The 26,927-nt window shown below is 52.8% G+C and carries 27 protein-coding genes and 1 pseudogene; 18 read left to right on the top strand and 10 right to left on the bottom strand.

The window, feature by feature from the left end:
• Positions 1-48 precede the first annotated feature (48 nt).
• The 4 genes from QNH46_RS23220 to QNH46_RS23205 are packed head-to-tail and all read left to right on the top strand — an operon-like array spanning position 49 to position 4,400.
• On the top strand, positions 49-1,017 hold the full coding sequence (locus tag QNH46_RS23220; protein WP_283926218.1) for a DUF4430 domain-containing protein: 969 nt from the start codon (positions 49-51) through the stop codon (positions 1,015-1,017).
• Complete coding sequence (locus tag QNH46_RS23215; protein WP_283926217.1) at positions 1,004-1,906, top strand: energy-coupling factor transporter transmembrane component T; 903 nt, start codon at positions 1,004-1,006, stop codon at positions 1,904-1,906. Before QNH46_RS23220 ends, QNH46_RS23215 begins: the two co-directional genes overlap by 14 nt.
• On the top strand, positions 1,879-3,693 hold the full coding sequence (locus QNH46_RS23210) for an ABC transporter ATP-binding protein (RefSeq protein ID WP_283926216.1): 1,815 nt from the start codon (positions 1,879-1,881) through the stop codon (positions 3,691-3,693). Before QNH46_RS23215 ends, QNH46_RS23210 begins: the two co-directional genes overlap by 28 nt.
• Positions 3,681-4,400, top strand: coding sequence for an ECF transporter S component (locus QNH46_RS23205; RefSeq protein ID WP_283926215.1), 720 nt, complete (start codon positions 3,681-3,683; stop codon positions 4,398-4,400). The genes QNH46_RS23210 and QNH46_RS23205 overlap by 13 nt, the downstream gene beginning before the upstream one ends.
• Here the strand turns inward: QNH46_RS23205 and QNH46_RS23200 are convergent.
• Positions 4,378-4,740: a DUF423 domain-containing protein gene (locus QNH46_RS23200; RefSeq protein WP_283926214.1), complete on the bottom strand. Its 363-nt coding sequence runs from the start codon at positions 4,738-4,740 to the stop codon at positions 4,378-4,380. The genes QNH46_RS23205 and QNH46_RS23200 overlap by 23 nt on opposite strands.
• Positions 4,741-4,870: 130 nt before the next feature.
• On the opposite strand from QNH46_RS23200, the gene QNH46_RS23195 reads away from it, so the two are divergent.
• The 4 genes from QNH46_RS23195 (at position 4,871) to QNH46_RS23180 (ending at position 7,392) form a co-directional block, all read left to right on the top strand.
• Positions 4,871-5,323: a carboxymuconolactone decarboxylase family protein gene (locus QNH46_RS23195; protein WP_283926213.1), complete on the top strand. Its 453-nt coding sequence runs from the start codon at positions 4,871-4,873 to the stop codon at positions 5,321-5,323.
• 316 nt (positions 5,324-5,639) lie between these two features.
• A complete protein-coding gene (locus tag QNH46_RS23190; RefSeq protein WP_283926212.1) occupies positions 5,640-5,978 on the top strand; it encodes a PadR family transcriptional regulator in 339 nt (112 codons plus the stop codon).
• Positions 5,979-5,998: 20 nt separating this feature from the next.
• Complete coding sequence (locus QNH46_RS23185) at positions 5,999-7,033, top strand: HAAS signaling domain-containing protein (protein WP_283926211.1); 1,035 nt, start codon at positions 5,999-6,001, stop codon at positions 7,031-7,033.
• Between the two features lie 47 nt (positions 7,034-7,080).
• Positions 7,081-7,392 carry a type 1 glutamine amidotransferase family protein gene (locus tag QNH46_RS23180; RefSeq protein ID WP_283926210.1) on the top strand — a complete coding sequence of 104 codons (312 nt, stop codon included), beginning with the start codon at positions 7,081-7,083 and terminating at the stop codon, positions 7,390-7,392.
• 121 nt (positions 7,393-7,513) lie between these two features.
• Here the strand turns inward: QNH46_RS23180 and QNH46_RS23175 are convergent, their stop codons facing one another.
• The 5 genes from QNH46_RS23175 to QNH46_RS23155 all read right to left on the bottom strand — a co-directional run bounded on the left by QNH46_RS23175 (position 7,514) and on the right by QNH46_RS23155 (position 12,198).
• The gene (locus QNH46_RS23175) at positions 7,514-8,593 is read right to left on the bottom strand and encodes a copper amine oxidase N-terminal domain-containing protein (protein WP_283926209.1); all 1,080 of its coding nucleotides are present in this window, start codon (positions 8,591-8,593) and stop codon (positions 7,514-7,516) included.
• A gap of 86 nt (positions 8,594-8,679) precedes the next feature.
• Positions 8,680-9,483, bottom strand: a complete 804-nt coding sequence (phnE, locus tag QNH46_RS23170) for a phosphonate ABC transporter, permease protein PhnE (RefSeq protein ID WP_283926208.1) — start codon at positions 9,481-9,483, stop codon at positions 8,680-8,682.
• The gene (phnE, locus tag QNH46_RS23165; RefSeq protein WP_283926207.1) at positions 9,480-10,280 is read right to left on the bottom strand and encodes a phosphonate ABC transporter, permease protein PhnE; all 801 of its coding nucleotides are present in this window, start codon (positions 10,278-10,280) and stop codon (positions 9,480-9,482) included. Before phnE (QNH46_RS23165) ends, phnE (QNH46_RS23170) begins: the two co-directional genes overlap by 4 nt.
• Positions 10,277-11,050 carry a phosphonate ABC transporter ATP-binding protein gene (gene phnC / locus QNH46_RS23160; protein WP_283926206.1) on the bottom strand — a complete coding sequence of 258 codons (774 nt, stop codon included), beginning with the start codon at positions 11,048-11,050 and terminating at the stop codon, positions 10,277-10,279. Before phnC ends, phnE (QNH46_RS23165) begins: the two co-directional genes overlap by 4 nt.
• 161 nt (positions 11,051-11,211) lie before the next feature.
• The gene (locus QNH46_RS23155) at positions 11,212-12,198 is read right to left on the bottom strand and encodes a phosphate/phosphite/phosphonate ABC transporter substrate-binding protein (protein ID WP_283926205.1); all 987 of its coding nucleotides are present in this window, start codon (positions 12,196-12,198) and stop codon (positions 11,212-11,214) included.
• Positions 12,199-12,407: 209 nt separating this feature from the next.
• On the opposite strand from QNH46_RS23155, the gene QNH46_RS23150 reads away from it, so the two are divergent.
• The 10 genes and pseudogenes from QNH46_RS23150 (at position 12,408) to QNH46_RS23105 (ending at position 22,882) form a co-directional block, all read left to right on the top strand.
• On the top strand, positions 12,408-14,021 hold the full coding sequence (locus tag QNH46_RS23150) for a bifunctional metallophosphatase/5'-nucleotidase (RefSeq protein WP_283928533.1): 1,614 nt from the start codon (positions 12,408-12,410) through the stop codon (positions 14,019-14,021).
• Between the two features lie 81 nt (positions 14,022-14,102).
• Positions 14,103-14,381, top strand: coding sequence for a hypothetical protein (locus QNH46_RS23145; RefSeq protein ID WP_283926204.1), 279 nt, complete (start codon positions 14,103-14,105; stop codon positions 14,379-14,381).
• Between the two features lie 212 nt (positions 14,382-14,593).
• Positions 14,594-16,468: an SLC13 family permease gene (locus QNH46_RS23140; RefSeq protein WP_283926203.1), complete on the top strand. Its 1,875-nt coding sequence runs from the start codon at positions 14,594-14,596 to the stop codon at positions 16,466-16,468.
• Between the two features lie 183 nt (positions 16,469-16,651).
• A complete protein-coding gene (locus QNH46_RS23135; RefSeq protein WP_283926202.1) occupies positions 16,652-17,164 on the top strand; it encodes a DUF6773 family protein in 513 nt (170 codons plus the stop codon).
• Positions 17,161-17,355: a helix-turn-helix transcriptional regulator gene (locus tag QNH46_RS23130; RefSeq protein ID WP_155612277.1), complete on the top strand. Its 195-nt coding sequence runs from the start codon at positions 17,161-17,163 to the stop codon at positions 17,353-17,355. The genes QNH46_RS23135 and QNH46_RS23130 overlap by 4 nt, the downstream gene beginning before the upstream one ends.
• 149 nt (positions 17,356-17,504) lie before the next feature.
• Positions 17,505-18,497: a DUF3829 domain-containing protein gene (locus tag QNH46_RS23125; RefSeq protein WP_283926201.1), complete on the top strand. Its 993-nt coding sequence runs from the start codon at positions 17,505-17,507 to the stop codon at positions 18,495-18,497.
• A gap of 133 nt (positions 18,498-18,630) precedes the next feature.
• Entirely contained in the window at positions 18,631-20,937 is a 2,307-nt protein-coding gene (locus tag QNH46_RS23120; protein WP_283926200.1) for an ATP-dependent DNA helicase, read from the top strand.
• Between the two features lie 227 nt (positions 20,938-21,164).
• Positions 21,165-21,572, top strand: a complete 408-nt coding sequence (locus tag QNH46_RS23115; RefSeq protein ID WP_213591293.1) for a MarR family transcriptional regulator — start codon at positions 21,165-21,167, stop codon at positions 21,570-21,572.
• Positions 21,573-21,590: 18 nt separating this feature from the next.
• Positions 21,591-21,994, top strand: a pseudogene (locus QNH46_RS23110) (SDR family NAD(P)-dependent oxidoreductase); the annotation flags it as partial.
• Positions 21,995-22,138: 144 nt separating this feature from the next.
• Complete coding sequence (locus QNH46_RS23105) at positions 22,139-22,882, top strand: SDR family NAD(P)-dependent oxidoreductase (RefSeq protein ID WP_283926198.1); 744 nt, start codon at positions 22,139-22,141, stop codon at positions 22,880-22,882.
• 131 nt (positions 22,883-23,013) lie between these two features.
• Here QNH46_RS23105 and QNH46_RS23100 read toward each other — a convergent pair whose 3' ends face one another.
• The 4 genes from QNH46_RS23100 to pepT all read right to left on the bottom strand — a co-directional run bounded on the left by QNH46_RS23100 (position 23,014) and on the right by pepT (position 26,678).
• Positions 23,014-23,685 carry a GNAT family N-acetyltransferase gene (locus tag QNH46_RS23100; protein WP_283926197.1) on the bottom strand — a complete coding sequence of 224 codons (672 nt, stop codon included), beginning with the start codon at positions 23,683-23,685 and terminating at the stop codon, positions 23,014-23,016.
• A gap of 39 nt (positions 23,686-23,724) precedes the next feature.
• Complete coding sequence (locus tag QNH46_RS23095) at positions 23,725-24,396, bottom strand: GNAT family N-acetyltransferase (protein ID WP_283926196.1); 672 nt, start codon at positions 24,394-24,396, stop codon at positions 23,725-23,727.
• A gap of 32 nt (positions 24,397-24,428) precedes the next feature.
• Positions 24,429-25,286, bottom strand: a complete 858-nt coding sequence (locus QNH46_RS23090; RefSeq protein WP_283926195.1) for a carbon-nitrogen hydrolase family protein — start codon at positions 25,284-25,286, stop codon at positions 24,429-24,431.
• Between the two features lie 153 nt (positions 25,287-25,439).
• A complete protein-coding gene (gene pepT, locus QNH46_RS23085; RefSeq protein WP_283926194.1) occupies positions 25,440-26,678 on the bottom strand; it encodes a peptidase T in 1,239 nt (412 codons plus the stop codon).
• Positions 26,679-26,927: the final 249 nt, after the last annotated feature.

Raw genomic sequence — 26,927 nt, 5'->3', positions numbered from 1 at the left:
CCTCCTTCTTTCCCTATTTATACGATTATCATAGCTTGGGGTGGGCATATGCCGAAATGGAGCAGGACATTATGGCAGAATAGAAACAAATTTTTCGGGCTATTGGCCGTTATCGCTATCGTATTAGCTGCGGTATGGTTCTACGGAAGTGGCAACCCGGAGCGGACTGGTTCAGCCGGTGATGCATCTGGTAATGCATCTGTCGAGGCGTCCCGTAATGAGGCTCAGTCTGCCGAAACAGACTCCAGGAATTACTTTTCGGAGAACGGGGAGGCTTGCCCGATACAAGAGGCGGTACCGGACAAGGAAAAGCCGTCTTCAGCTTTACAGCCTGAGGGCAGAGGAGAGACATCACTCGCTGAATCCAGTGACAAGGGCGCTGTACAAGACACGGCCGGTGAGTCAGCAGCAAAGGCGGAAGAGCCAGCCACTGCTGTTTCCGGTGAGGTAGCCGGAAAGCAGTCGGGTGCAGGCAGTAAGACCGGTGAAGGGAAGCGAGCCGATGAGGATAAAATGGCTGACGCAGCAGAGGGTGCTACGCCTCAATCCGTTCCGAGCGGTTCGGAAACAGCTGCATCTTCTACGCCGCCAAGTACCGGGGCGAAGCCCAGCAAAGACAGTGCCAAGGAGACAGCAGCCGGCTCCAGTGATTCCGTTACGTTAACAATCGTTGGATCACCGGATATCGGAACAATTATGGGGACGATCGAGGTAGATATCGGCGATTCCAAGACTGTACTGGACGTACTGAAAAAGGCTACCCGCAGCCAGAAGCTGCAAATGGAGTATACCGGAAGCGGAGCGACAGCTTACGTGCAGGGCATTGACAATTTATATGAATTTGATAAAGGCTCGGGCAGCGGATGGATGTACAGCGTCAACGGCAAATTCCCGAACCGGAGTGCGGGAATATGGCCGCTGAGCCCCGGCGATGACATTCGGTGGCTGTACACGGAAGACTTAGGCAAAGATCTGGGCGCTGGCGCAGAGGACGGATTATGGGATGGGAAGAGCTGATATGGTCTATGGGTTTACAGGGCTGCATCCCCAATTAAGCATGCTGTATTTCCTCGTATTGCTGGGAGCCTGCATGATGTTCCAGCACCCTGTATATTCGCTGGTGTCTTTCATATGCGTTGTAGCGCTCCTCTTCTCTCTCGATGGGGGGAGGGCCTTGAAAAAAGTAATTAAAGGCTACTTGCTCATCGCCTTTGTCATATTTATTTCGAATCCGTTTTTCTCCAGCCGGGGTGCTACGATCCTGTTCTACATCTGGGATCGCCCTGTTACGATGGAAGCCATCGTGTATGGCGCGATATTTGCCCTATCACTGCTTAATATGCTGCTTGCCTTCGTGGCCTTTAATTTGGTCGTGACACCGGACAAGCTGTTGTATCTGCTTACACCGTACGCACCGCGGACGGCCTTTGTGATAACTGTAACGCTTCGCTTCGTCCCTCTGCTGACCCGCAGACTGCAGCAAATTATGACGATTCAAAGGGCCATGGGTTATTTACACGCGGGAGGAAGCAAGAAGCATCTGATGAGGGAGGGAATGGAGACGATGCATACGCTCGTCGGCTGGTCCTTGGAGGAAGCGCTGCAGACGGCCGGATCCATGAGGGCAAGAGGTTATGGGATCGGGCCAAGAAGCAGCGGCACAGTCTACCGGATGGATCGCCGGGACAAGCTCGTGCTGTGGATGATGATCATAACGGGGCTGAATATCGTGATCGGCGCTTTGTTTGGCGTAAATCATTATGAGGTATATCCCCGGCTGCAGACATGGCAGTGGTCGTCCCAGCTGGGAATTCATTTGCTTAGTTATGCTGTATTCCTGGCCATCCCCCTTGTGATGAATGGGAAGGAGTGGCTGCATTGGCGCTATATCAGATCGAACATGTAAGCTTCAAATATCCGGAAGCATCAGAAGCGATGCTGGCGGATATAAATATCACCGTTGAAGAGGGAGACTTCGTATTATTATGCGGGCCCTCGGGATCGGGAAAGACGACGCTGCTTCGCCAGCTGAAGCGGGAGATTAGGCCGGAAGGACATCGGCAGGGCGAAATACGGTACCGGGGAAACTTGCAGGACGATTTGGATGCAAGGCATTCCATCGAAGAAATCGGAATGGTCTTTCAGGATCCGGACAGTCAGATCGTCATGAATACGGTATGGCAGGAGCTTACCTTCGCGATGGAGAACCTGGGTTACGCTGCGGAGCAGATTCAGCGGAGAATCGGCGAGCTCGTTCAGTTCTTCGGCATGCAAGGCTGGCTGCAGCTGGGGGTGCATGAACTGTCCGGGGGCCAAAAGCAGATTCTGAACCTGGCTTCCGTGATGTCTTTACGGCCCAAAGTACTGCTGCTGGATGAGCCGACGGCACAGCTTGACCCGATTGCCGCCAAGGAGTTCATTCAATTACTCGCCCGGATCAACGAAGAGCTGTCCATTACGATCATTATTAGCGAGCATAGAGTTGAGGAGTTGTTCCCCCTTGCTACCCAAGTTGTCATGCTGAAGGCGGGGGAGGTGGCTTACGCTGGTGCTCCGCAGGAAGTCATCCGTAAAATTTGGAGCGATCGGGATGGATTTTTTATCCCTTATCTGCCCGCTGTCTGCCGATTATTTCTAGGAGCCGGCGGAGAGGCTGCCCGTAGGGGGACGGAGGCGCCCATTCCACTTACCGTCAAGGCGGGGCGGCAATGGATTAGCCAGCATGCTAAGGTGCCTGCAAACCAGGTTCAATCGTCGTCTGAGGCATCATCAGCTTCTGCTGATACGCCAAGCGAATCGCTAGCCGCAGCATTAACCGTCCCGTTAATCGCAGAGCAGACAGCGCAGCAGCAAGCGGAACAGCAGGCCGGAAGGCATGGAACGCCCTTGTTGGAATGCAGGGAGCTGTTTTTTACCTATGAAAAAAACGCGCCTCTCGTGCTGAAGGGCTGTTCGCTGCATATTCATCAAGGGGAATTCTTTACATTATTCGGCGGAAATGGCTCAGGCAAATCTACGCTTCTGCACCAAATTGCGGGCGCCAGGAAACCGCAGCGCGGGAACATTTTTTTGGCGGGAAAGTCTTTGCTGCGCAGCAGCACCGCTGAGAGAAGCCGATTAATTGGCTACGTGGCCCAGAATCCGCTGCTTTACTTCACGCGGGATACGGTGGGGGCACAGTTCAAGGATCGCATCGAACGGCTGGAGCAAGGCTCCGGCAAGGGACATCAGCAGGGCCAAACTTTTGCTATGAGCAGGCAGGAGCGGTTAGATGAGCTGCTGGAGCTGTTTGAGCTGAAGGGATCACTGGACAAGCATCCGTTAGACCTCAGCGGAGGGCAGCAGCAAAAGGCAGCGCTGATTCTCGTCCTGCTGGCAGAGCCGCGATTGCTGCTGCTCGACGAACCGACAAAGGGACTTGATCCCACCTCCAAAATGAAGCTGGCGGCACAGCTTGAATCCATCCGCGAGAAGGGCACAACCATATTGATGGTCAGTCATGACATCGAATTTGCGGCCAATTACGCGACCCGCTGCGGGCTGCTGTTTGACGGCAAGCTGGTTGCGGTAGAGGAGACGAGAAACTTTTTGCGGAACAATTACTTTTATACGACCATCATTCATCGTACGGCGGGCGACTTCTTCCCCGCAGCGATTACCATGAAGGATATAGGGATGCCATGGGAAAAATAAAACGTTTTGTCTATGCCGGCAGCATCATTGCCGTGATTGTTCTGCTGGCTGCCGTGTTATGGTTCGAGGAGTATTATCTCCCGCTCAGCTTCCTGATTATTGGGCTGGCAATCATCCCCTTTTTTATCCGCTTCGAGAGAAAAAGGCTGCGGACGGAGGAGATCCTGCTTGTCGCAATGCTGGGGGCCATCGCGGCTGTGAGCCGGGTACCGTTTGCGCCGCTCCCTAGTGTGCAGCCGACGTCCTTTGTCATTATTATGGCAGCGCTTGCCTTTGGAGCTGAGACGGGATTTCTGGTGGGCAGCATCGCCGCCGTCGTATCGAATATATTCCTGGGCCAAGGGCCATGGACACCGTGGCAGATGTTCTGCTGGGGAATGATCGGGTTTACGGCAGGGCTGCTTAAGGATACTTTATGGATGAAACGGATGTGGGGCAGAAATCTCTTCGGATTTCTCTGGGGATTTCTGTTTGGCTGGATCATGAATTTATGGTTCCTGATCGGTTTCTATGATCCATTGTCCTGGCCAGTATTCGTGTCGGCTTATGTCGCCAGCTTCTACTTCGATTTGGCCCACGCGTTGTCGAATGTTTTCTTTCTTACGCTATTCTCCGGGGTATGGATGCGAATCCTTACCCGGGTTAAGTCGAAGTATGGCTTGCTGAACCCGGAGGACCCGCCGGTTAAATTACCGAGATCGCTGTAATCACCCAGCCGATCAGGAAGGCCACGCCACCCAGCGGCGTAATCGCTCCTAGCTTGCGGATGCCGGTCAGGCTTAGCGCGTACAAGCTGCCTGAGAACAGGATGATTCCCGCGAACAGGAACCAGCCAGCCAGCACAATCAGTGACGCCGATTCGGTCTGCGCAGAAATCAGGCCTAACAGCAGCAAGCCGAGCGCATGAGCGATGTGGTACTGGATCCCGGTTTGATAAATTTTCATCATATCCTCGGACAGCTTCTTCTTCAATGCATGGGCTCCGAACGCCCCTAAAGCAACGGCCAGGAACATCATGACCGCTCCGAGCAGCAATAATGTCGTCATGGTTATAAACACCTCCCACTCCAAATAGTAGCTACTACAGGCAAAGGCGTCAATTCAGGAAGGGGGAGGTGTCACAAAATCGGGGGCTCCATTGTCTACTCTGTATCACATGATGAGGAGAGATGGATGAATGAGTCTAAGGTTGAATTTTCAGAAGGCTAACCCCCCAGCGTATCAAGCGATGTCCGCACTGGAGAAATACACCAGGGAGAGCAGTGTAGATCCCGTTACGAATGAGCTGATCAAGCTTCGCGCGTCTCAAATCAATGGATGCGCCTACTGCCTGGATATGCATGCTAAGGATTTGATGGCGATGGGGAATCATGCCGACCGGATTTTACTGCTCAGCGTATGGCGGGAAGTTCCGCATCTGTTCACGGATCAGGAGCGGGCCGCTCTGGAGCTGACGGAATGCGTGACGAATATTTCGGTTGAAGGAGTGCCGCAGCCGGTCTATGAGAAGGTGAGGCAGTATTTTACCGAGAGTGAGTACGTAGATTTATTGATTGCCATAAATACGATTAACAGCTGGAATCGCCTGGCCATCTCATCAGGGCTTTTCCCTGGCTGCTTCAAGTCATAAAATGGTAAAATAACATAGGAAATGCCGAAAGGAAGCCTTCCCGGGCTTCTTTTTGGCGTTGGGAGGAGGTGCAGGCTTGGTGCAACCATTGCAGAATAGGGCATATTATGCTTCCAATGGGCAAGCGGATCGAACCGCATCCAAAATTTATTTTTGCTGCTTAATCCCTATAAATTGAATCATGTCCAGCCTGCCTTGCATGAGTAAGATCCCTGGATCTTGCCCATGCTTTTTTTATGAGGCTATAAATTAAATAATATTATGCACTTTACAATAGTGTGTGACATACAGTATATTGGGAGCAGGAGTTGATAAGATGACTGACATTCAAGAGGTCGTGAATGGATTACTGCAGGAGCTGCGGCGGGGAACGATCATTATTGGCGTGCTCAGCCAGCTGTCAGAGCCCCAGTACGGATATTCGCTGGTGATGATCCTGGAAGAGAAGGGCATGTCTATTGACCCCGGCACGCTGTATCCCTTGCTAAGAAGACTGGAGAAGCAGGGGCTGCTGGACAGCGAGTGGGATACGACGGAGAGCCGGCCGCGGAAATATTACCGGCGGAGCGAATTCGGAACTGAGGTATACCGCAGGCTGAGCGCGGAATGGCGTGAATTGAATCACAGCGTGGAAGGCTTGCTTGATTTGAGTTGAATTTTGAGGAGGAGTGGCCCGTGGATTATGTTCAGAGGTATATTTATGCCGTAACACAGAAGCTGCCCGAAGGGCAGAGAGAGGACATTCATCAGGAGCTGCAGGGTCTGATTGAAGACATGCTGGATGAGCGCACGCAGGGCGGGCCGGTGACGGATGACGACATTGAGGCGGTGCTCCGGGAGCTGGGAAGTCCGCATAAGCTGGCGGATCAATACCGCGCCCGGCCAAGATATTTGATTGGCCCCGGATTTTTCGACGCTTATATCTCGGTACTGCGAATTGTCCTGATCTCCATTGGCATCGGGCTTTCGGTGAGCTTTGCTGTTCAAGCTCTCATTACGCCAACGGAGACGCCGCAGCATTTTATCTCATATATCGTATCGATCATAACCATCGGTGTACAAGGCTTCGCTTGGGTGACGGTTTCCTTTGCCATTATTGAGTACGCTGGCGTGAAGCCGGAGGATTTGAACAAAAGCAAGCGGGAATGGTCTCTTGCCGACTTGCCGGAGATCCCTGACCGCAGGCTGCTCATTAAGCGCAGTGAGCCTATCGTGGGGATTATTTTCTCCGTATTGTTCGCCGTATTGTTCACGTTCTCGGTAGAGCTGATCGGAGTGATTGTGTTTCGGGAGAACTTCAGGGAAGTCGTGCCCATTTTCAATGTAGAGAACTTTGCCCGGTATTTACCGCTCATCTGGGGGCTTACGGCGCTTAGCATACTGAAGGAATCGGTCAAGATGATTTTCGGCAAATGGACGCACGGTGTGATGCTGTCTCATGTGGCATTAAATGCGGTCACATTTATTTTGCTGGTGATTATGTTCAAAGATTCTGAGGTTTGGAACCCTTATTTTGTAGATCAACTTGTGCAGTTAAGTATTTTGACTCCGGGCAGCGAGGCATTTGAATGGGTTCAGACGATCTGGGGCGGGAGTCAGCACTGGCTGATATCTATCGTGGCCATTGTGACTGCGATTGATATAGTGTCGGTATGTTTGAAGGTGTATCCCCTTCATAAGGGTGCCGTGGGGAACGTTAAGAATCACTAACGGCCCAGCGCTTGTATCTGGAACAGCCATGAGCTGACAAGCTTGGCGTGCTCCACGGATCGGAGAATACGGAATGCGAGGTCGTGCATACGTTCCTGACCGCCGACTCCGTCTTGTTTGATGCGGTTTACGCACTTGGCGGAGAGCTCGCTTCTGCTGACGCGAATCGGAAGGCGGCTTTCTTGATTCAGGAGGCTTACTCGCATTATAAGCCGATTGGGGCAGCCGCGGGCGGCATGAAGTGGCTGGAGCCGCAAATGGAGAACAGCCCAGGTGTCGTTATGGGGGTGAGCGGCAGCAATTTTGCAGCCAGCTTCATTGAGGCCATCGCGGCTCATCGCCACTGGGATCGCGCCTGAGCAGAGGCAGCTTGCGGGCCAACCGCGGCAAAGGCCGCAGATGCATGCGGAGAACTGATAGAGATACGGCAAGACGCCCCGCAGTGGATAATGATTCCAACTGCGGGGCGTCTGTTATTCATTATGGCTGCTGCGGAAGCTCGGTTTCTACTACAATTTTAACCGCTTGGCTGATCGCGGGCAGGCTTTTCGTCATGACGGGCTGATAAAACCCGATGACCTTAGTACCTTGCTCGATGGAGCCCGGCTCTACAGGCTTGCCCTTTTTATCCACGATAGCCGTATCGTCGCTGAGCCGAAGAACGATGTCATTCTGGGACAGGTCAGTCAACCCTTGGCCCTTGACCAGATAACTGGCATGTCCTTGCTCATCCGTGCGGATTTCCTCGATCGTCCCTGCGGTTCCGAGCAGTTCGCCGGGCAATTCGGCGTCTAGTATGGTGAGGGTGTAGGCTCCCGTCTGAGGCGGCAGGCTGAGGGTCATGGCTAGCGAATGCTCCGCCTTCACGGTCATCCCGAGCCGCAGATCCGACCACTGGAGCTTCGTTCCATCAGCGCGTTGATATACGGTGTCCTCGCTGACTTTCAGAACAAGCCCGTCAGGCCAGGCTCCCTGGATATGAACCGAGGCGTATTTCCCGTCATCCTGAATGGCAGTAATAACGCCGGTGGTCTGGGCGGTTTGCTGCTGCAACGGCTGCTCTGGCTGCTGCGCCTGCGTTGTAATAGAGACGGAATCGGCGCTGATCGCTACGGAGGCATGCAGTGCATTCTCGACAAAGGCGGACGGCACATGCAGTTGTCCCCCCGTTAACTCAGGAGCGGCGGGAAGAGAGGCGCTGATCCCGTTAAGCCCATATTCCTTCGCTCCAGCCGTGACGGCTGCGCTCATATCGTCCTTGCTTATGATGGCGGAACGATCCGCTTGACTCCATTTCACGGTATAACCCAGCAGCTCCGCAACAGCGCGGAGCGGCAGCATTGTGGCTTCCCCGCCATGTGCTTGGTAGGCCGCCCCAGGCTGAAGCGCTCCGTCGATTTCAATAGCGATAGCTGATGCCTGCGGCGAGGAAACGATCGGCGCGATATTTGCTGAGGCCGATGGCTGGCTGGCTGCCGGCTCTGCCGCTGCAGCGCCAGAAGCTATGATCGCCGTGGACAAAGCCAGCATGGCCAGCGAAGTTCTCAAAGTAGTATTCATCATTGGCATTCCTCTCGACTTGGATTGTAAGTAATTCTACAAACCAAGACGGGAGTGTTTATGGAAATGTTGCACAAGGTGACGAATTATACCAGCTTTTTGCGGATTGAACCAGAGATCATGTCGATGATTGTAATCATGACGACGATGCCAAGCAGAATAATGCCGACCCTCTCCCAGTTTCGCGAGCTCAGGGCAAAAATGAGCGGCGTTCCGATTCCGCCCGCTCCAATGATCCCGAGAATGGTGGCGGAACGGACGTTAATTTCAAATCGGTATAAGGTATAGGACAGAAAACCTGGCAGCACCTGAGGGATCACGGCGAACCACATGATTTGCAGGCGGCTCGCTCCCGAAGCGATCAAGGCTTCGACGGGGCCTTTGTCCATACTTTCGACCTCGTCGGCAAACAGCTTGCCCAGCATGCCTACGGAATGCAGTCCAAGCGCCAGTACCCCGGCGAAAGAGCCCGGGCCGACGGCCTTGATGAACAGGATGGCCATAATAATCTCTGGAAAAGTACGGATGAAGCTCAGAATCATTTTTCCGGAGCCGGATACCCATCGGGATGAGCTCATATTGGTGGCTGCCCAGAAGGCAAAAGGAATGCAAATGACCGTCGATATAAAGGTGCCGAGCATGGAAATGGCCAGCGTATCCAGCAGCCCTCGCAGCAAATCTTCACCGTCGGGCAAATACACGTAATCCCAATCCGGCGAGAAGATCCCAGCTATGATCGCCTTCGTAATCTGCCCGGCCGTTTCTTTGATGCCGGTGTAAGGGATGCCGGCGAATGCCCATATATAAATAATGGCGAGCGCGGCATAAATGAGCCACCGATAGGCTCGTTTCTTCGGCTTGCGCCTGATTTCGTTTCCTGGTTTTTTCATAGCAGCTTCTCCCGCAGCTTCATGCTCACATAGTCGATCACAAGCACGATAGCTAATGTAAAAATAATGATGACACTGGTCTTGTCATATTCCAGAAAACCTAAAGTCACTTCGTAATAGTGCCCGATGCCTCCGGCGCCGACAAGGCCGAGGATGGCCGCCGCCCGCACATTAATCTCGAAGGTATAAAGCACGTAAGAAGCGAAATGCGCCTGAATTTGCGGAATGACGCCATAAGCGATTCGCTGCAGGGCGTTCGCGCCGACAGAGGTCATCGCCTCCAGCGGGCCGTTATCGATTGTCTCCAGCGCTTCATAGGTCAGCTTGGCGATGAGCCCCATCGAGAACACCGCCAGGGCGAATATGCCCGGCAGCGGACCGAGCCCGAATATGGCGACGAACAGGGCGGCCAGCAGCAAATCTGGGATCGTACGCACGAGATTAAGGAGGAAACGCACCGGATAATAAACCCAGCGGGGTTTGACCAAATTGCTGGCGCACAGCAGGGCGACGGGAATAGCGCCGATCGCTCCGAGCGTCGTTCCTACGAGGGCCATGCGAATCGTCTCGAGCATTGCCTCGGTAATATGGCTGAAATAGCTCCATTTCGGCGGAAACATTTCCCGCAGCAGATCAAGCATATTGGGCAGGCCAGCTACAAGCTCGCTGAGCGTCGAGTCCGTTTGCACCGCGCTTCCCCAGAGAAGAAGCAGGATAATAACCGCCGTCAGCACATGCTTTAACCGGCTAGGGGCCTTCGGGCGCGCGTGGATAGGGATGCTTGGCTTGGCGTTCATACGACCCGCTCCTCCAGCAGTTCGTCCTGTTGAATCGGACGACCGTAAATGGAAGCGAAGACCTCGTCCGTTGCCTCGGATACGGGGCCGTCAAAGACGACTTCTCCCGCTCTGAGCCCGATGATCCGAGTGGCGTAGGCTCTGGCCAAGTCGATGAAATGCAGATTGACGATCGTCGTAATGCCCAGCTCCTGGTTGATTCTTTTTAAATCGTCCATGACCTGCTTCGTCGTCAATGGATCAAGAGAGGCAACCGGCTCATCAGCGAGGATGATTTTAGCTTCCTGGGCGAGCACGCGGGCAATAGCGACCCTCTGCTGCTGTCCGCCGGACAGCTGGTCGGCCCGAACGTAGGCTTTCTCGGCGATGTTGACGCGGCTAAGCGCCTCAAAGGCGATATCGGTGTCTTCCTTCGGAAATAGCCCCAGCACGGTGCGCAGCGTAGAATGGTAGCCGACCCGTCCGGCCATCACGTTGCGCAGCACGGTAGAGCGCTTAACCAGATTGAAGCTTTGAAAAATCATCCCGATATCGCGGCGAATGCTGCGAAGCTGCTGTCCCGATGCGTTCGTAATCGACTTGCCGCCGATGCGGATGTCCCCCTCGGTAATGTCATGCAGCCGGTTCATCGCGCGCAGCAGCGTTGATTTGCCTGCCCCCGACAGTCCGACGATGACGACAAACTCGCCTTGGGAAATGGACAGGCTAATCTGGTTTAGCCCCTTTGTTCCGTTGGGATAAGTCTTGGATACATTTGTAAGCTCTATCACGTAAATGATCATTCCTTATAATAGTTTTATCGAACAATTCCGCTTGACAGCTCTAAGCCTCTCTAAGAACAAGCACAGCCAGTCACAGTGCGGCAGCACTCCAACTGGCTTGCTCATTTTGCGTACGGTGTTCCAGAGGTTCCCCATTCCAAATGGTCAGCTTACTCTGTCTTCACTTTCTCCCCGTATTCACGCACGATATCGAAGGTGCTGTCTTCCGATTTCACGTAACCCTCATGTGAGTATATTTCCTGAATGATCGCGCGTCCTGCTTCATCCTTGCCGATATCGATGAAGGCGTTAGCGATTTTCTCGCTCCACTCTGCGTTCATGTCCGTGCGGATGGAAACCGTATCGTTCGGAATCGGCTCGGTGAACGTCAGCACCCGCGTATCCTCAAATACCGTCGGATAGTCGCCCTTGACGACGTTTCTGGCATCCTGGAAGATCGCCGCGGCATCGACATCTCCGTTCAATACGGCGAGCACACCCTGGTCATGTCCTTTAACCGTAATGGCTTGCACGTCTTTAAGCGGATCGAGCCCCGATTCCATCAGCTTGCCGGCAGGCCATACGAAGCCCGCGGAGGATGTGACGTTCTGATAGGCGATGCGCTTGCCTTTCAAATCGCTTACGGACTGGATCGGGGAGTCTTTCTTGACAATAATCATCGCTTTATAGAAATCGACAAGCTCCTCAGTCGGAGCGCCCGTATCATCCTGTACCCCATAACGCTGGGCTTGCAGTATGACATCGGCAGCGCCTTTCTCTTTAGCCAGGACATAAGCGGTTGGCGGAAGGAAGCCGACATCGACTTTCTTGGAAGCCATCGCTTCAATAATGGTATTGTAATCGGTCGATACGCTGACTTTGACAGGGATGCCAAGGCGGTCGCTCAGCAGCTTTTCCAGCGGCTTCGCTTTAGCTTCAAGGGTATCGGCATTCTGGGATGGAACGAATTGCACGGTTAGGGTCTCCGGTACATAACCTTCGACTTTCGGCGCGTTCGCAGCCTGGTTCTGCTGATCGGCGGATGCGTTCGCCGCAGTATCTGTTCCGGTATTGCTGACAGCAGCATTGCTGCCGCAGCCGCTAAGGAAGGCGACGGACATAAAGAAAGGCAGAATAAATCGGGTGATCTTCTTCAAACGGTATGACCTCCACATAAATCTATTTTTTGGATTGCACCATTAACTATAAGAGAGGTTTATTAACGGCTTGTCAGCAGAATTATAGTATTATGTAAAAAAATGTGATTTTTAGGACCGCCCATTTAATATAAATCATGATTTCGCCTGATAGACTAAGATAGGAAAGGCGTTTGGAAATTAGCTATAGAAGGGACTAGAAGATGGCGATGAATAAAACGGCAGCCTGCGAAATTGAAATTCTCGTGACAAGCGATATTCACGGGCATATTTATCCTACAGATTATAGAACGGCAGAGGATAAGAACCTGGGCCTCGCAAAAATAGCTTCGCTAATTCAGGAGGAACGGCGGCAAGCTCCCGACCTGCTCTTGCTGGATAACGGCGATTTGATACAAGGGTCGCCGATGGCCTCTTATGATATAAAGAAGGGGACGGGGGCGTCCCATCCAGCGGCGGCTGTACTGAACCGTCTGTCCTATGACGCGGCTGTCCCAGGGAACCATGAGTTCAATTATGGGCAGGATGTGCTGCGCCGCGTTATGGAAATGTCGGAGTTCCCCTGGTTGTCGGCAAACATTGTCGATGCCAAGACAGGGGAGCCTGCCTTCGGCGTACCTTATATCATCAAACAGAGAGGCCCATCTGATGATCCGGTCAAAGTGGCGATTCTTGGCCTGACGACGCATTATATTCCCAACTGGGAGAATCCGCTTTATCTTGAGGGCCTGGAGTTTCGTGACGCGCTTGAGACGGCGAAGGCGTGGGTATCTTTGATCCGGGAGCGGGAGCGTCCCGATCTGCTTGTCGTCTGTTATCATGGCGGCTTCGAGCGGGATCTGGCCAGCGGGGAAGCCAGCGAGAAGCTGACCGGGGAAAATCAGGGCTATGCGCTTTGCCGGGAAGTAGAAGGCATAGATGTGCTGGTTACCGGACATCAGCATCGTTTCCTGGCGACGCAGCTTGGCGATGTTACCGTAGTCCAGCCAGGCAGCCTGGGACAGGCTTTGGGCAAGGTTGTGGTCTGTCTGGAGAAGCAGGAGGAAGGATGGATCATTTGCCGCAAAACGTCAGAGCTTCTCTTGGTCGATGATTCGGTAAATGCAGACAGGAGGATTCTGGAGATGTTCTCCAGTCTGGAGGGCGCAACACAGAGCTGGCTGGATCAGCCGATCGGGCAGGTGGCGGGAGATATGCGCATCCACAGTCCGTTAATCTGCCGGACGGCGGATCATCCTTTCATTGAGTTCGTAAATAAAGTGCAGATGGAGGCCGCTGGGGCCGCGGTATCGTGCGCCGCCTTGCTGAGTGAGGAGTCCCGCGGCTTTGGCGCAACCGTAACCATGCGCGATGTGCTGGGCAATTTCATGTACCCCAATACGTTGACGGTGCTCCGGCTGAAGGGGAAGGATATTCGGGATGCATTGGAGCAGACGGCCGCTTATTTCGTGGTCGGCCCGGATGGCAGGCCTATGGTCAGTTCAGCCTACTTGGAGCCGAAAGCCCAGCATTACAATTACGATATGTGGGAGGGCATCCGGTATGAGCTGGACCCTGCCAAGCCGCTCGGGCAGCGGGTTATGAAATTGACGGATCTCGCCGGCAGGGAAATTGAGGACGAGACGGAAATGGATGTGGTTATGAACAGCTACCGGGCCGGCGGCGGTGGAGATTATGAAATGTTCAAAGGAAGACCCGTCGTGCGGGAAATCGCGGCCGACATGGCTGAGCTGGTTGCGGAATACATCCGGAAGCACCGGATCATCCAGGCCAGCTGCGACCATAATTGGCGGGTTATTGCGCACAATCCTATGGTACAATGACAGATATCAGGGCAAGCTAGAAGCTGTATGAGAACTTCAGCTGATGCGCATAACTTATCGTGAAAGAGGAGCTGACCATTCATGAGCGAACAAATTAATGAGCAAGAGCTCGTTCAGTACATTGCTGAGCGCGCCGAAGCGAAACCGGAGGCGATCCGGGCTGTGCTGAAGCATGAGGAGGCGTTCATCAACAATGCCCATAAGGGCGCCAAAGGCGATGTCGATATCGATGGCGATGAGCTGGTGGATTACGTGCTGAGCCGACCGGACGTGAAGCTGGACGAGCTGACCGTGGAGACGATTCTGGAGCTGGAGATGGATTACTTGATGGACAAGGGCCTTGCCGGCTACGTGGATTAGAGCCTTTTGAGACCATTCAAATCCCCTTCTCTGCCTGAGCAGCTGAAGGGGATTTTTGCGCCGCGCCGGGTGATAATAAGCCTTGGCATAAAGCCGGTAAAGTGTGTTTCTTGTCGAAACACCTATTCCCCAGCTTGGCCCAATGTTATGATATGGCTATTGAAGTTCGTACATAACGAAATAAATCCAGGATTTACATAGGAGGAACAACCGTGAATGGCCCAATGATCATCACTCTTATCGTTCTGATAACAGCATCGGTGCTGTTTGTCTCGGGCAAAATCCGGTCTGATCTCGTGGCGGTCGGATCGTTGATCATTTTGATGCTGCTGAACATACTTACTCCGGCTGAGGCGCTATCTGGCTTCTCCAATTCGGTCGTCATCATGATGATCGGATTGTTCGTCGTAGGCGGAGGCATACTCCAGACCGGGCTGGCCAAGATGGCAAGCCGGGTACTGCTTCGCCTGGCGGGGACGAGCGAGACCCGGCTGCTGATTATGGTCATGCTCGTAACCTCGCTGATCGGCGCATTCGTCAGCAATACCGGCACAGTCGCCGTGATGATGCCGATCGTCGTGAGTCTGGCCATGAGTGCGGGAACTCATCCGGGTAAACTGCTGATGCCGCTCGCTTTTGCCAGCAGCCTTGGCGGTATGCTTACGCTGATCGGCACGCCGCCGAACCTGGTGATTCAGCAGACGCTTCAGGAGGCCGGGTACAAGGGGCTGTCCTTTTTCAGCTTTACGCCGATCGGCCTCGTCTGTTTGACTGCGGGCATCATCGGTCTGCTCTTTTTGCGCCGCTTCCTGCCTGATCATCAGAAGAAGGAGGGCAAGGGTAAGAAGAAGGGCCGCTCCTTGCAGGATCTCGCCAAGCAGTATCAGTTAACTCAAAATTTGTTCCGCGTTCAGGTAGGGAAGGGTTCGCCGCTTCAATCAAAAACGCTGCAGGAGCTCGACATTTCAGCCAGGTTCGGGGTCAACATCATTGAAATCCGCCGAAAAATCTCGGCGAAGAACCAATTTTTCAAGACGATTAACCAGGAAATTGCCGGACCGGATACCGTCGTTCAAGAGGATGACATCCTGTATGTCAACGGTACGTTTGAGCGGGCGGAGCAATTCGCCCGTCACTACGGGCTAGGCCTGCTCGATCATCAAGTTCCGGAAAGAAGCGAGCCGCTTCCCGCTCAGGATACACAGTATGCGACCAGCGAGGTGGGCATTGCCGAGGTGATGCTGACGCCGAACTCCAGCTTGATTGGCAGGCTGGTCAAGCATTCGGGATTCCGGGAGAAGTACCGGGTGAATATTCTCGGCATCCAGCGGAAGGAGCATTACCTGCTGCATAACTTGAAGGAGGAGCGGATGAAATTCGGCGATGCCCTGCTCATTCAAGGCACGTGGAAGGATATCGCGCTGCTGGCTGCGGATCAGGCTAACGTCGTTGTTGTCGGCCAGCCAATCGAAGAATCGCGCAAGGTAACAATGGACATCAAGGCCCCGATCGCTGCAGGCATTATGCTGCTCATGGTGATCCTGCTCATTACCGAGCTGGTGCCTGCTGTGGCGGCCGTCATGATCGCCGCCGTGCTGATGGTTGTCTTCGGCTGCGTCCGCAATATGGAGGAGGCGTATAAAAGCATCAACTGGGAGAGCATCGTCTTAATCGGCGGAATGATCCCAATGTCGATCGCCATTGAGAAGACCGGAGCAGCTGCGCTGCTGTCCGAGGGGTTGGTGAGCACGCTTGGCGGCTATGGTCCGATTGTACTGCTGACCGGGGTATATTTCACGACATCCCTGCTCACGATGTTCATCAGCAATACGGCTTGCGCGGTACTGTTTGCGCCCATCGCTCTTACCGCAGCGATTCAGCTTGGCGTAAGCCCGTATCCGTTTCTGTTTGCGGTTTCGATCGGGGCAAGTATGTGCTTTGCGTCTCCGTTCTCCACGCCGCCAAACGCACTTGTCATGTCGGCTGGACGATATAAATTCAGCCATTATATTAAGGTTGGCCTCCCGCTGCAAATCTTTATCGGTATAGTGATGGTGGCGGTGCTGCCGATATTTTTCCCTTTTTAATCAGGTACGTCCTCGTTTGCGGCTGCGGCTGCGATCGGGGGCGTTTTTTCTATGGGGAGGAATATAAATGACAATTATAATTATTTAAATGCAATATATATTTGACATAATGACGCTTATGTTGTAGATTTAGGGTGTGAAAAACGAGTGTTTATTATATCTACGCAGAGAGGGTGTACGGATATGAAATGGTTTCAATGGCTTTCAAGTCGGGGCAAGCAAGTGGACGAAAGAATCGTGAATATACAAAATAAAATTTACAAGGAAATATATATGCTGGTCATGTTGATCTCCTTGGCGTCGGTGATCGGCAAATTCACCATGCTGGGCACGGATACACCGGTAATCACAGAAGTCGCCATTTTGCTGGCTTCCAGCCTCTATTATCTGATTCGTTCGGCTTCCCTAGGTATTTATTCAGATGCTGCCGAGGTTCACGATCGCACGAGCAAATTCAAGATGAGCACCAAGAATATCATTACAGGCAGCGTTTTGGGTGTAGGACTGGCCTTGTTCTTTGGCTTCCGCAGCGCAGCTCTTTATGCTGACGGGGGATTACAGTCTCTCTGGTATTTCGTGCTTGTGGCTTTCGTCTCATTGATGATTTATGTTCCGCTGTTCCTGGCGTTAACCTTCGGCCTTCATACAGTGGCGAATAAAGCCAGTGCGCACGTGAACAAGGATGATTTGGAATGAAGAATCTCAGAATGAAGCTGGCGAGAGTCGAAAAGGACCTGTCCCAGGAGCAGCTGGCTCAAATCGTTGGCGTATCGAGACAGACCATCGGGTTAATCGAGCTTGGAAAGTACAATCCCAGCCTCAGCTTGTGCGTGGCGATCTGCAAAGCTTTGTCGAAGACGCTGAATGATCTTTTTTGGGAGGAATAGCGCAGGCAGCAGCATCTCGGTCAACAGAACCTAGAATTCTTTGGATATGGGCATATTGACTGCGCAAGAATGGTTGTTCTAGTAAAAAATCCCCACAGTTTAGCCGATAAATAATTCAGACGGGTAAATAGAATGGGGGCCTTCCAAACATGAGGAGTCGGATATATCTCATATTCTGCAGCGTATTGTTTTGCGTTCTGCTGACCTCCTGCAATTTGATCGATGAGCTGAAGGGAAGCTCAAGCGTCAATGGAGCAAGCATAGAAGAAGAGCATGCAGCCGCCAAGTACGGCGCTTATATTAATTTGAACAATATGATGACCGGCGGAGCGCTCGATAGAGCGATCGAGGGTTATATTAGCGAATTTGGCATGGATGAAAATATGTATATCAGCGAGGACTTCAGTGGCAGTGAACTCGCCTCTTTTCCCGGGTTGGACGGACTGGCGAAGACAGTGAACACTGCAGTGGACCGCGCAGCCGGCGAGCCGTCGTATGGCGCTGCGGACGAAGCGCTCATCCAACTAGGCCCGGTAATACTTGATCTGCTGGATACGATGGAGGTAATAACCGATTACTATAACGATGGGACATACGCCGACGACCAGTTTGCCAAAGGCAAGGAGCTGCATAGCCAATTTATTGCCCAATACCATACATACGAGCCATTGGCCAACCAGTTTTATAACGATTTCGACCAGATTGCGGCACAGCAGAAGCTCAGTGATCTGGATAAGCTCAAAGAGCAGGACTATTTAATCCGGTATCATGCCCTTAGCGTAGTGATGCGTGCGCAGGATATTGAAAAGGCCTTTTTTGAAGCCGAAATTTTTGATGAGAATATTTTGGACTGCAACCTGGAGGAATATAGAATCTTGTTTGACTTGCTGGTCCAGGATTCGAAGCAGTTTACGGAATATGCGAAGGATGCCAAACGGAGGAAGCAGGAATCCTGGACGACGGTCCCGGAATTGGACGCCGCTTTGCAGGAGGTCATCGGAACGGCAACCGATATTTTAACCATTCTAGAAACAAAGGATACGAGCAGCAACAGGGACAACAATCTTGTGAGCAGCTACTTCTCTAAGGTGTCGAACCTGATCGACGCTTATAACTACAATATTCGGATGGATAAGGCATAATAATTTTTGCAACAGAGGCAGGCGGATATCAGCCTGTCTTTTTTTGTGTTCAAGGAAGAACTGGCGCTAACCTATGTTGATCATGTTATACTGTAGGGAACAAACGTTCTTAATAGATCGGCAGGTGGACATCGTGAATTATGAGATAGAAATCGCCGTCCGTCATCTGGTCGAGTATGTGTTCCGAAGCGGAAGCCTGGAGGGCGGATTTCGGAGCGTCGCCACCTTGACGGAAGGCACGAAAGCACATCAGAGGATACAGCAGCAATACGGAGAATTGGATCAAAAGGAAGTATATTTGTCGTTGGAAGTGCCTTGCGGAGAGTTCGTCTTCGTCATTGACGGGCGTTGCGACGGCCTGCTGGTTGATGAGGACGGGCAGGTGACGATCGATGAAATCAAATCTACGGCGATGGAGCTGGACGAGATTGGATCAAATACCTTCCCCGTCCATTGGGCGCAGGCGAAGTGCTACGCTTATATGTATGCCGTGGCAAACGATGTCCCGAATATGAACATTCAGCTGACATATGTTCAGGTTGATACGGATGTACACAAGCGATTCGTACAGAGGATGACGCGCAAGCAATTGGAGGTGTTCGTGACTGATGTCATTCAGAGATACACCCCTTATGCGGAAATGCTGTATCGTCACCGGGCGAAGCGGGATGCAAGCATCGACGGATTAGCTTTTCCTTTTCCAGCGTATCGCCAAGGACAGCGCAAGCTTGCGGGCGCGGTATACACAAGCATTGCTGAGAAGGTCAAGCTGTTTGCCCAGGCGCCGACGGGAATCGGCAAGACGATGTCGACGATATTCCCGGCGGTTAAGGCGATTGGCACCGGGCTGCTGCAGCGTATTTTCTACCTTACAGCTAAGACGATTACGCGAACTGCGGCAGAGGAGGCCTTTGCGCGCCTTCAGGCCGCGGGACTGCATCTTCATGCGGTAACCATTACCGCGAAGGAGAAGATTTGCTTTCAGGAGCAGATCAGCTGCCGGAAAGAAGACTGTATGTATGCAGACGGTTACTATGATCGGGTGAACGGAGCCATCCTCGATATGCTTGGCCACGAGACCCTGATCGACCGAGGAGTCATCGAGGCTTACGCTCGCAAGCATCGTGTCTGTCCGTTCGAATTTTCGCTGGATGCCGCTTATGCCGCCGATGCGGTGATTTGTGACTATAATTATATTTTTGATCCGCGGGTTTCCTTGAAAAGGCAGCTTGCCGAGCATAAGCGGCATACCGCTTTGCTGGTGGACGAGGCCCATAACCTGGTGGACCGCTCCAGAGAGATGTTTTCGAGTACGCTCGGCAAGTCGTCGTTTCTCGCATTGCAGCGGGAATTCAAGGCGGCGAACAAGAGATTGTCCGCGGCGGCTAAAGCGGTAAACGCCTGCTTCATCCGGCGGAGAAAGCAGGCGGAGGAGAAGCGTATAATCGAGCACGAGGCTCCAGACGAGCTGCTCCTGCTGCTGGAGGATTTCGTCCAGCAAGCGGAACGCGAATTGGCTGGGGGGACAGGCGGCTATGTTCCGGCAACAGGGTCGCTGCTGCTTGAGACGTATTTTGAAGCCGTCCATTTTGTAAAAATCGGTAAGCTGTACGATGAACGCTATGTAACGTACGTGGATATTTCCAGCCAGGAGGTGCGGGTAAGAATGTTCTGCCTAGACCCCTCTCATCTGCTGCGGGAAATGGGAAAAGGCTACCGCTCGCATATTTATTTCTCGGCGACGCTGGCGCCGATCGGCTTTTACAGGGATATGCTAGGGGCGGAAGCCGATGATTATACACTATCTGTCCCGTCCCCTTTTTCTAGGGAGCAATTGGAGGTTGTCCTGCTGCCTCTATCGACGCGCTATCGTGACCGGGAAACAACGGTAGATCCGCTCGCCGCTTATTTGCGGCAATTGACGGAGCGGCGGACCGGGAACTATTTGTTCTTTTTTCCCTCCTATGCTTACATGAAGATGGTCTATGAACGCTTTATGGCAGGAGATCCTAAGGCGGATACGATGGTTCAGCATGGGGAAATGTCGGAGGCAGAGCGGGAGAATTTCTTAGCTGCATTTGAAGCTGGCCGATCCGGCAGATCATTGATAGGGTTTGCGGTCATGGGCGGCATTTTCTCCGAAGGCATCGATTTAGTGGGCAACCGCTTGACGGGTGTGGTCATTGTTGGCGTGGGCTTGCCGCAAATTGGCCTGGAGCGGAATATTATTCGCGATTATTTCAATCAGACGGGCAGGAACGGTTATGATTATGCCTATGTGTTTCCGGGTATGAACAAGGTTCTTCAGGCGGGAGGGCGGCTTATCCGTTCCGAGCAGGACACGGGATTGCTGGTGCTGGTCGATGACCGGTACCTTCAGCCGCATTACGCCAGGCTGCTTCCAGTGGAGTGGAGCGACCACGCTGTAATCACATTGTAGCCCGTGCCGTCCCCATAGGATGTTATGTATCCAAGAGCACTTTTGAGGCTTGCCTAGGCCTCGAAGGTGCTTTTTTTCTGCCGGGACAATTTGACTCCTCATCGTCTAAGATTTTATATAAAAATATAATAGTTAAGACCTTTAAACTATTATAATGGATTAATTAAAATTTTAGATAAAAGGAACAGAGGTGATGGGCGCTGAATAAGCAGGAACGCTTGTCAGCTATGATATCTGGCTATATGAACCGGTTCGTCGTCGGCTATGCCAAATTGCTTGACCACGATTTGACGGCACCTCAGTATTTGATCATTCAAATTCTGGCTGAGGACGAGCCGAAGAGCTGCTCAGAGCTGGCAGAGGTATTGGATGTCACGCTGCCGGCCATAACAAATCTGTCCAACAAGCTGGCAGCCAAAGGCTATATTGAACGCATAACCCCGGATACCGACCGTCGCAGCGTCTATCTGCGGCTTACGGAGCAAGGACATGAAGTAATGGCAAGCATGCTTGAAAGATACCAGGAGCTGACCAAACCGATGTGGGACAGTCTTACGGAGCAAGAAATCGATACATTGATAAGTGCTTACGAAAAAATGGGGAGCTTGCTGCCAGTCGGCAAGATCCAGAAATGACAACGGGAGGATACCATCATGGGTAGATTAGACCATAAAGTTGCTATCATTACAGGTGCAGCCGGAGGGATGGGGAAGGCGGACGCTCTCCTTTTTGCCAAAGAAGGAGCCAGGTGGCCATTTCCGACATCCAGGAGGATAAAGTTCAGGAGGTTGTCCGGGAAATTGAGCTGAACGGCGGGGAGGCGATCGGCTTCACGCATGACGTAGCCTCCGAAGAGGATTGGGCTCGCGTGGTCGAAGGTACGATCGCAAAATTCGGCAAAATCGATATCCTGGTCAACAATGCCGGGGTATCGAACGCGACACCATTTCTGGAGCTTACAATCGAGCAGTGGGAGAAGACGATGTCCATCAACGTAACTAGCGTATTTCTCGGACAGAAGCATGTCATCCCGCACATGATTAATAATGGCGGGGGGTGAGTCCTCCTATATTACGGGGATCGAGCTGCCGATCGACGGCGGGTATGCTGCGAAGTAAAAAATTCGTGACACGTCGTTCATGCTGAATATGAAGTTGACAAGACAAGCTCATAATATCCAAGACTACAATCATCAAGGAGAGTGTCGTTTCATGTCAAAATTGGAGCCGGCAGCGGAATCGGCCGTGTCACCAGCTTGAAGCTGGCGGCGAACTACAAGGTGGTTCTCGTGGATTTCAATGCGGAGACAGGGGAAGAAACACTGCAGCTCGTCAAGTCGCAGGGCGGGGAAGGGATATTCGTCCAAGCCAACGTGGCTCAAAGCGAGGATGTTCAGAACTTCGTAAATAAGGCTGTGGAAGCTTACGGACGGATCGACTTCTTTTTCAACAATGCCGGGGTTGTGCAGAAATTCGCGAAGACCGCGGACGTGGAGGAAGCGGAATTCGACCGTCTGGTGGCCGTCAACTTGAAAGGCGTCTTCCTCGGCATGAAATATGTGCTGAAGGTGATGGAGCAGCAGGGAGGCGGTCATATTCTGAATACTGCGTCAACGGCAGGCATCCGCAGCGAACACAGCGCCGGCATCTATTCGGCTACGAAGCATGCGGTTGTCGGATTAACCAAGTCGGCAGCCATGGAATATGTGAAGCAGGGTATCCGCGTTAACGCGATTTGTCCTGGAGGCGTAAAAACCCCATTGACTCAAAACGTGGCGAAGTCCTTCCAAGAGGGTGGCTATGTACCTGAGGAAATCTCGAATATGCGCATGGGGCGTCCGGCTGAACCTGAGGAAATCGCCGGGGTGGTCGCCTTTATGGCTTCTTCCGCCTCCAGTTACATGACGGGATCGCTGGTTACGGTCGACGGCGGGTTAACGCTGTAAGCCTAATCTACGGCTCCCATTGAGCATGGCTTCGATGAAATGCATAAAGCGAAGAGACCCGTTCCCCGTATCGCTTGATACGAACAGGAACGGGTCTTTCGTGTTTTTAAGGGAAAATACAAAGATCGTTATTATAGCGGCAGCAATGCTACTTCGGTTTGACCTTCCAAACGCTCCACCATGGCATACCAGGACTGTGGCCGGTTAGGCAGCACAGCGTAATAACGCTTGAGGAAGCTGACGATCAGCTCGGCCGACAGCCGGTCCTGCTCGTCGTCGGTAGGCAGGAAGCACAGATCGAGCCCCGTCACGGCTTCCCCGTCATTGTTCCAGGACGGATGCACGTATTCGAAGTCGAGGCGCTTGTAGCCCAGATGCGAAAGTACCTCGCGGCGCACGAAAGGGTCCATCGGCTTCACGCCGCCGAACTCATGCTCTTCTACCCGGTAAGGGTCGTAAATCTCCGCGAACATGCCATGCAGCTTGACGCCGTTCTCGGCAGCCAGCTTCTCCAAGTCTTTGCTCCGCTGCTTCGCCAGGAATGGTCCAATCCCAAGCCCGGAGCGTCCGATAATCGTAAAGTCCGTCATGGCCACGTTAAAATCCTCATAATAACGGTATTCCGTAGCGCCCACCACTTTGCCTTCATGCACGGCGACAAAGACGCGAATGCCCGGGTCTTCCAGCGGCTCTTTCCATAGGTCGAATTCCAGTACTTCCTCTGGCGGGAACACTTCCTGCATTAGCTCGTGCATGCTGCGGAACAGGGGATCTTCAATGTTCGTAATGCGATGATATTCCATGTGTGAACCTCCTAATCGGCTTCTATTATTCTAGATTATTTATCTTTTAAAAGGATTGCGCCATTCCATCAAAGCACCGTAATGGCAGGATTCCTCGTCTTCCAAATAGTTCGGGACGACACCAACCGGCGTGCGGCCGCAACGAAGCATGAAGGTGATGATTGGATCTTTCAGCTTGCCGCTGACAACGGCTTCGAGATATTCCTCTGCCGTCATATCCCCGGCATGCAAGTGATATCCGGGCATTCGCCCGCCGCCAAGCAGTCTGTCGAGCCCGAGCTGGACAACGACGTCGTACATGGACAGCATCAGCCACTTGCCCAGTCCCAGCTTCCGGTACGTGGGACGAACGCTAATATCCGCCACGTACAGCGTACCTCCATGAGGATCATGGTTACGGATATAACCGCCGTCCGTTACCTCTTCCCACGTATGGGCATGACCCGGCTGGACGCTTTCGTTTGTTACAAGAAGTCCCGTCATCGACCCGGCGATTTCTCCGTCGATTTCAATGCACAGCGCCCCCTCCGGGAACAGTCTGACGTGATTGCTGAGCTGCTCCGTATTCCACCAAAGTTCCGGCGGGAAGGGAGGCGGAAAGCTTTCCTGCTGCACCGCAATCAGGCCGGGAAAATCCTCTGGGCCATAATTCCGGATGACGGCCGGGACAGGGCGATTCCCGTCAAATACATACAGCTCCTTACGATACATATACAGCCCTCCTTAATACGCAAAGCAATCGGTTATGTCCAATCCGTGTATAAATCGGTGCGCCGATCCCGCCAGGTTGTGACCGATCCGCTTTCGCGCACTTGATAGAGCAGCTCCAGATCCAGGTCGGCGGTCACGATCATGTCATGGTTGATCTCGCCTTCGGCCAGCAGCCCCTGCGGCGGGAACGGAATATCGTTCGGCGTAATGACCGCGGCCTGTCCGAAGTTGGCACGCATGAAGTCGACCGTCGGCAGCGCACCGACCGTACCGGTAAGGACAACATAGATTTGGTTCTCAATCGTTCGGGCATGGCTCGTGTAGCGAACACGGTGGAAGCCGTGGCGATCGTCGGTGCACGACGGACAGAAAATGACGTCCGCACCCTTGGCTTTGGCCATCCGCACGATTTCCGGGAACTCGATGTCGTAGCAGGTGAGCATGGCGATTGTTCCTTTGTCCGTCTCGAACACCTGCAGCCCCTCGCCTGCGCTCATATTCCATTCCTTCACTTCCGTTGGGGTGATATGCAGCTTGGGCTGCTCCCCGATCCTGCCGTCAGGATAGAACAAATGCGCTGTATTGTACAGCTTGCCGCCTTTGCGTACGACATGGGTTCCTCCGATAATATGGGTGCCGCTCTCTTTGGCCAGTGCCGTGAAGAGCTCCAAATATTGCTCCGTAAAATCGGGAAGTTTGTCTATGGTCAACGCCTGGCCGTGCTCGTTCCCGATCGACATTAATTGCGTGGTGAAAAATTCGGGAAACAGAATGAACTCGGCGTCGTATTCTGCGGCCGTTCTTACGTAATGCCGGCATTGGTCGGCAAACTCCTCGAAGGAGCGGATCGTATGAAGATGATATTGTACTGCAGATACCCTGATTTTCATGGAGTACCTCCCCATATAAGTAATAAATGGCAGCCTAGGCTGTTGAACATTTAGAATAGCTCTTTTTACACAAAATTTAAAGTGTTATCGTACATTGTGCGTACAGCGATGTACAAACGGCAGGATAAATCCGCCGCGCAAAAGCGCAGCCCATTAAGACTGCGCTCTTTCCTCGAACCGCCGGATAATTCCGATGATGACCTCGGTGGCTTTAACCATATTGTCGACCGAGATGTATTCGAATCTGCCGTGGTAGTTTTCGCCCCCGGTAAACAGGTTGGGCGTGGGCAATCCCATGTAGGACAGCTGGGAGCCGTCGGTGCCGCCCCGGATCGGGGTCATGACAGGTTCAATCCCGAGATTTCTCATGACCTCGGCAGCGACATTCACGATTTCCATGTTTGGCTCGATTTTCTCGCGCATATTGTAATATTGATCGCGGATATCCAGGACAAGCTTGTCATGGCCATACTTGGCCCTCAGTTCATCGGCGATGCTCTCCATTCTGGCCTTGCGGGCTTCGAATTGCTGGCGGTCAAAATCGCGAATGAGATACTGCATCCGTGTTTCCTCTACGTCCCCCTTGATTGAAGAGAGATGGTAGAAGCCTTCGTAGCCTTCGGTATGCTCAGGCGCTTCCCCGGCTGGAAGCTGGGCGTGAAATTCCATGGCGATTTTGGCCGAGTTGATCATTTTTCCTTTGGCCGTGCCCGGATGTACATTAACTCCTTTGCACGTTATTTTCGCCATAGCGGCGTTGAAGCTTTCGAATTCCAGCTCGCCCAAGGGCCCGCCGTCCACCGTATAAGCGAACTCCGCGCCGAACGCCGCTACGTCGAAGCGCTCCGGCCCTCTTCCGATTTCCTCATCGGGCGTAAAGGCGACGCGGATTTTGCCATGCTTGATTTCAGGATGCTGGATCAGATAAGCCATCGCGGTCATAATTTCGGCAATCCCCGCTTTATCGTCCGCGCCCAGCAGAGTGTTGCCGTCTGTCGTAATCAAAGTATGGCCTTTGTATTTGTGCAGCTCTGGAAAATCCCGGGGGGATAATACGATATTTCCGGCTTCATTTAAAGGAATGTCTCCACCGCTGTAATTCTCTACGATTTGCGGCTGTACGTTGGCGCCAGAGAAGTCGGTTGCCGTATCCAGGTGGGCTAGAAAGCCGATGGTAGGCACGTCTTTAACCGTGTTACCCGGCAGGGTGGCCATAACATAGCCGTTGTCGTCCATGCTGACATCCTCCACGCCGATCTCCTGCAGTTCCTGTACCAGCTGTCTGGCCAAAGTAAGTTGACCGGGAGTAGACGGGCAAATCTCATTGTCTTCATTGGATTGCGTGTCGATTCGGGCATAGGAAGTAAAGCGGTTGATGATTTCGTCTCTCACGGGAATCAGCCTCTCTTCATTGTGATGATCTTTCCTTGAATTGTATCAAACCGGATGCCTGCGTGAAAGCGGCCTAGTATGAGGATGAGAACTAGCAAACTAACTAAAGAGCCATACGCTATAAAATATCTCAAAAATCCCGCCGATATACTGGCTAGGATCTTTTTTTCGAAACTTTATAGCTGGAAGCAGGAAAAAAGAAGAGCGCCGGGCATGCGGATCAAAACCGCAGGCCCGGCGCTCTTTTAT

This window comes from Paenibacillus woosongensis, assembly GCF_030122845.1.
GTDB lineage: Bacteria > Bacillota > Bacilli > Paenibacillales > Paenibacillaceae > Fontibacillus > Fontibacillus woosongensis_A.
The sequence above is the reverse complement of the archived record's forward strand: the minus strand, read 5'-3'. Positions and strand labels throughout refer to the sequence as shown.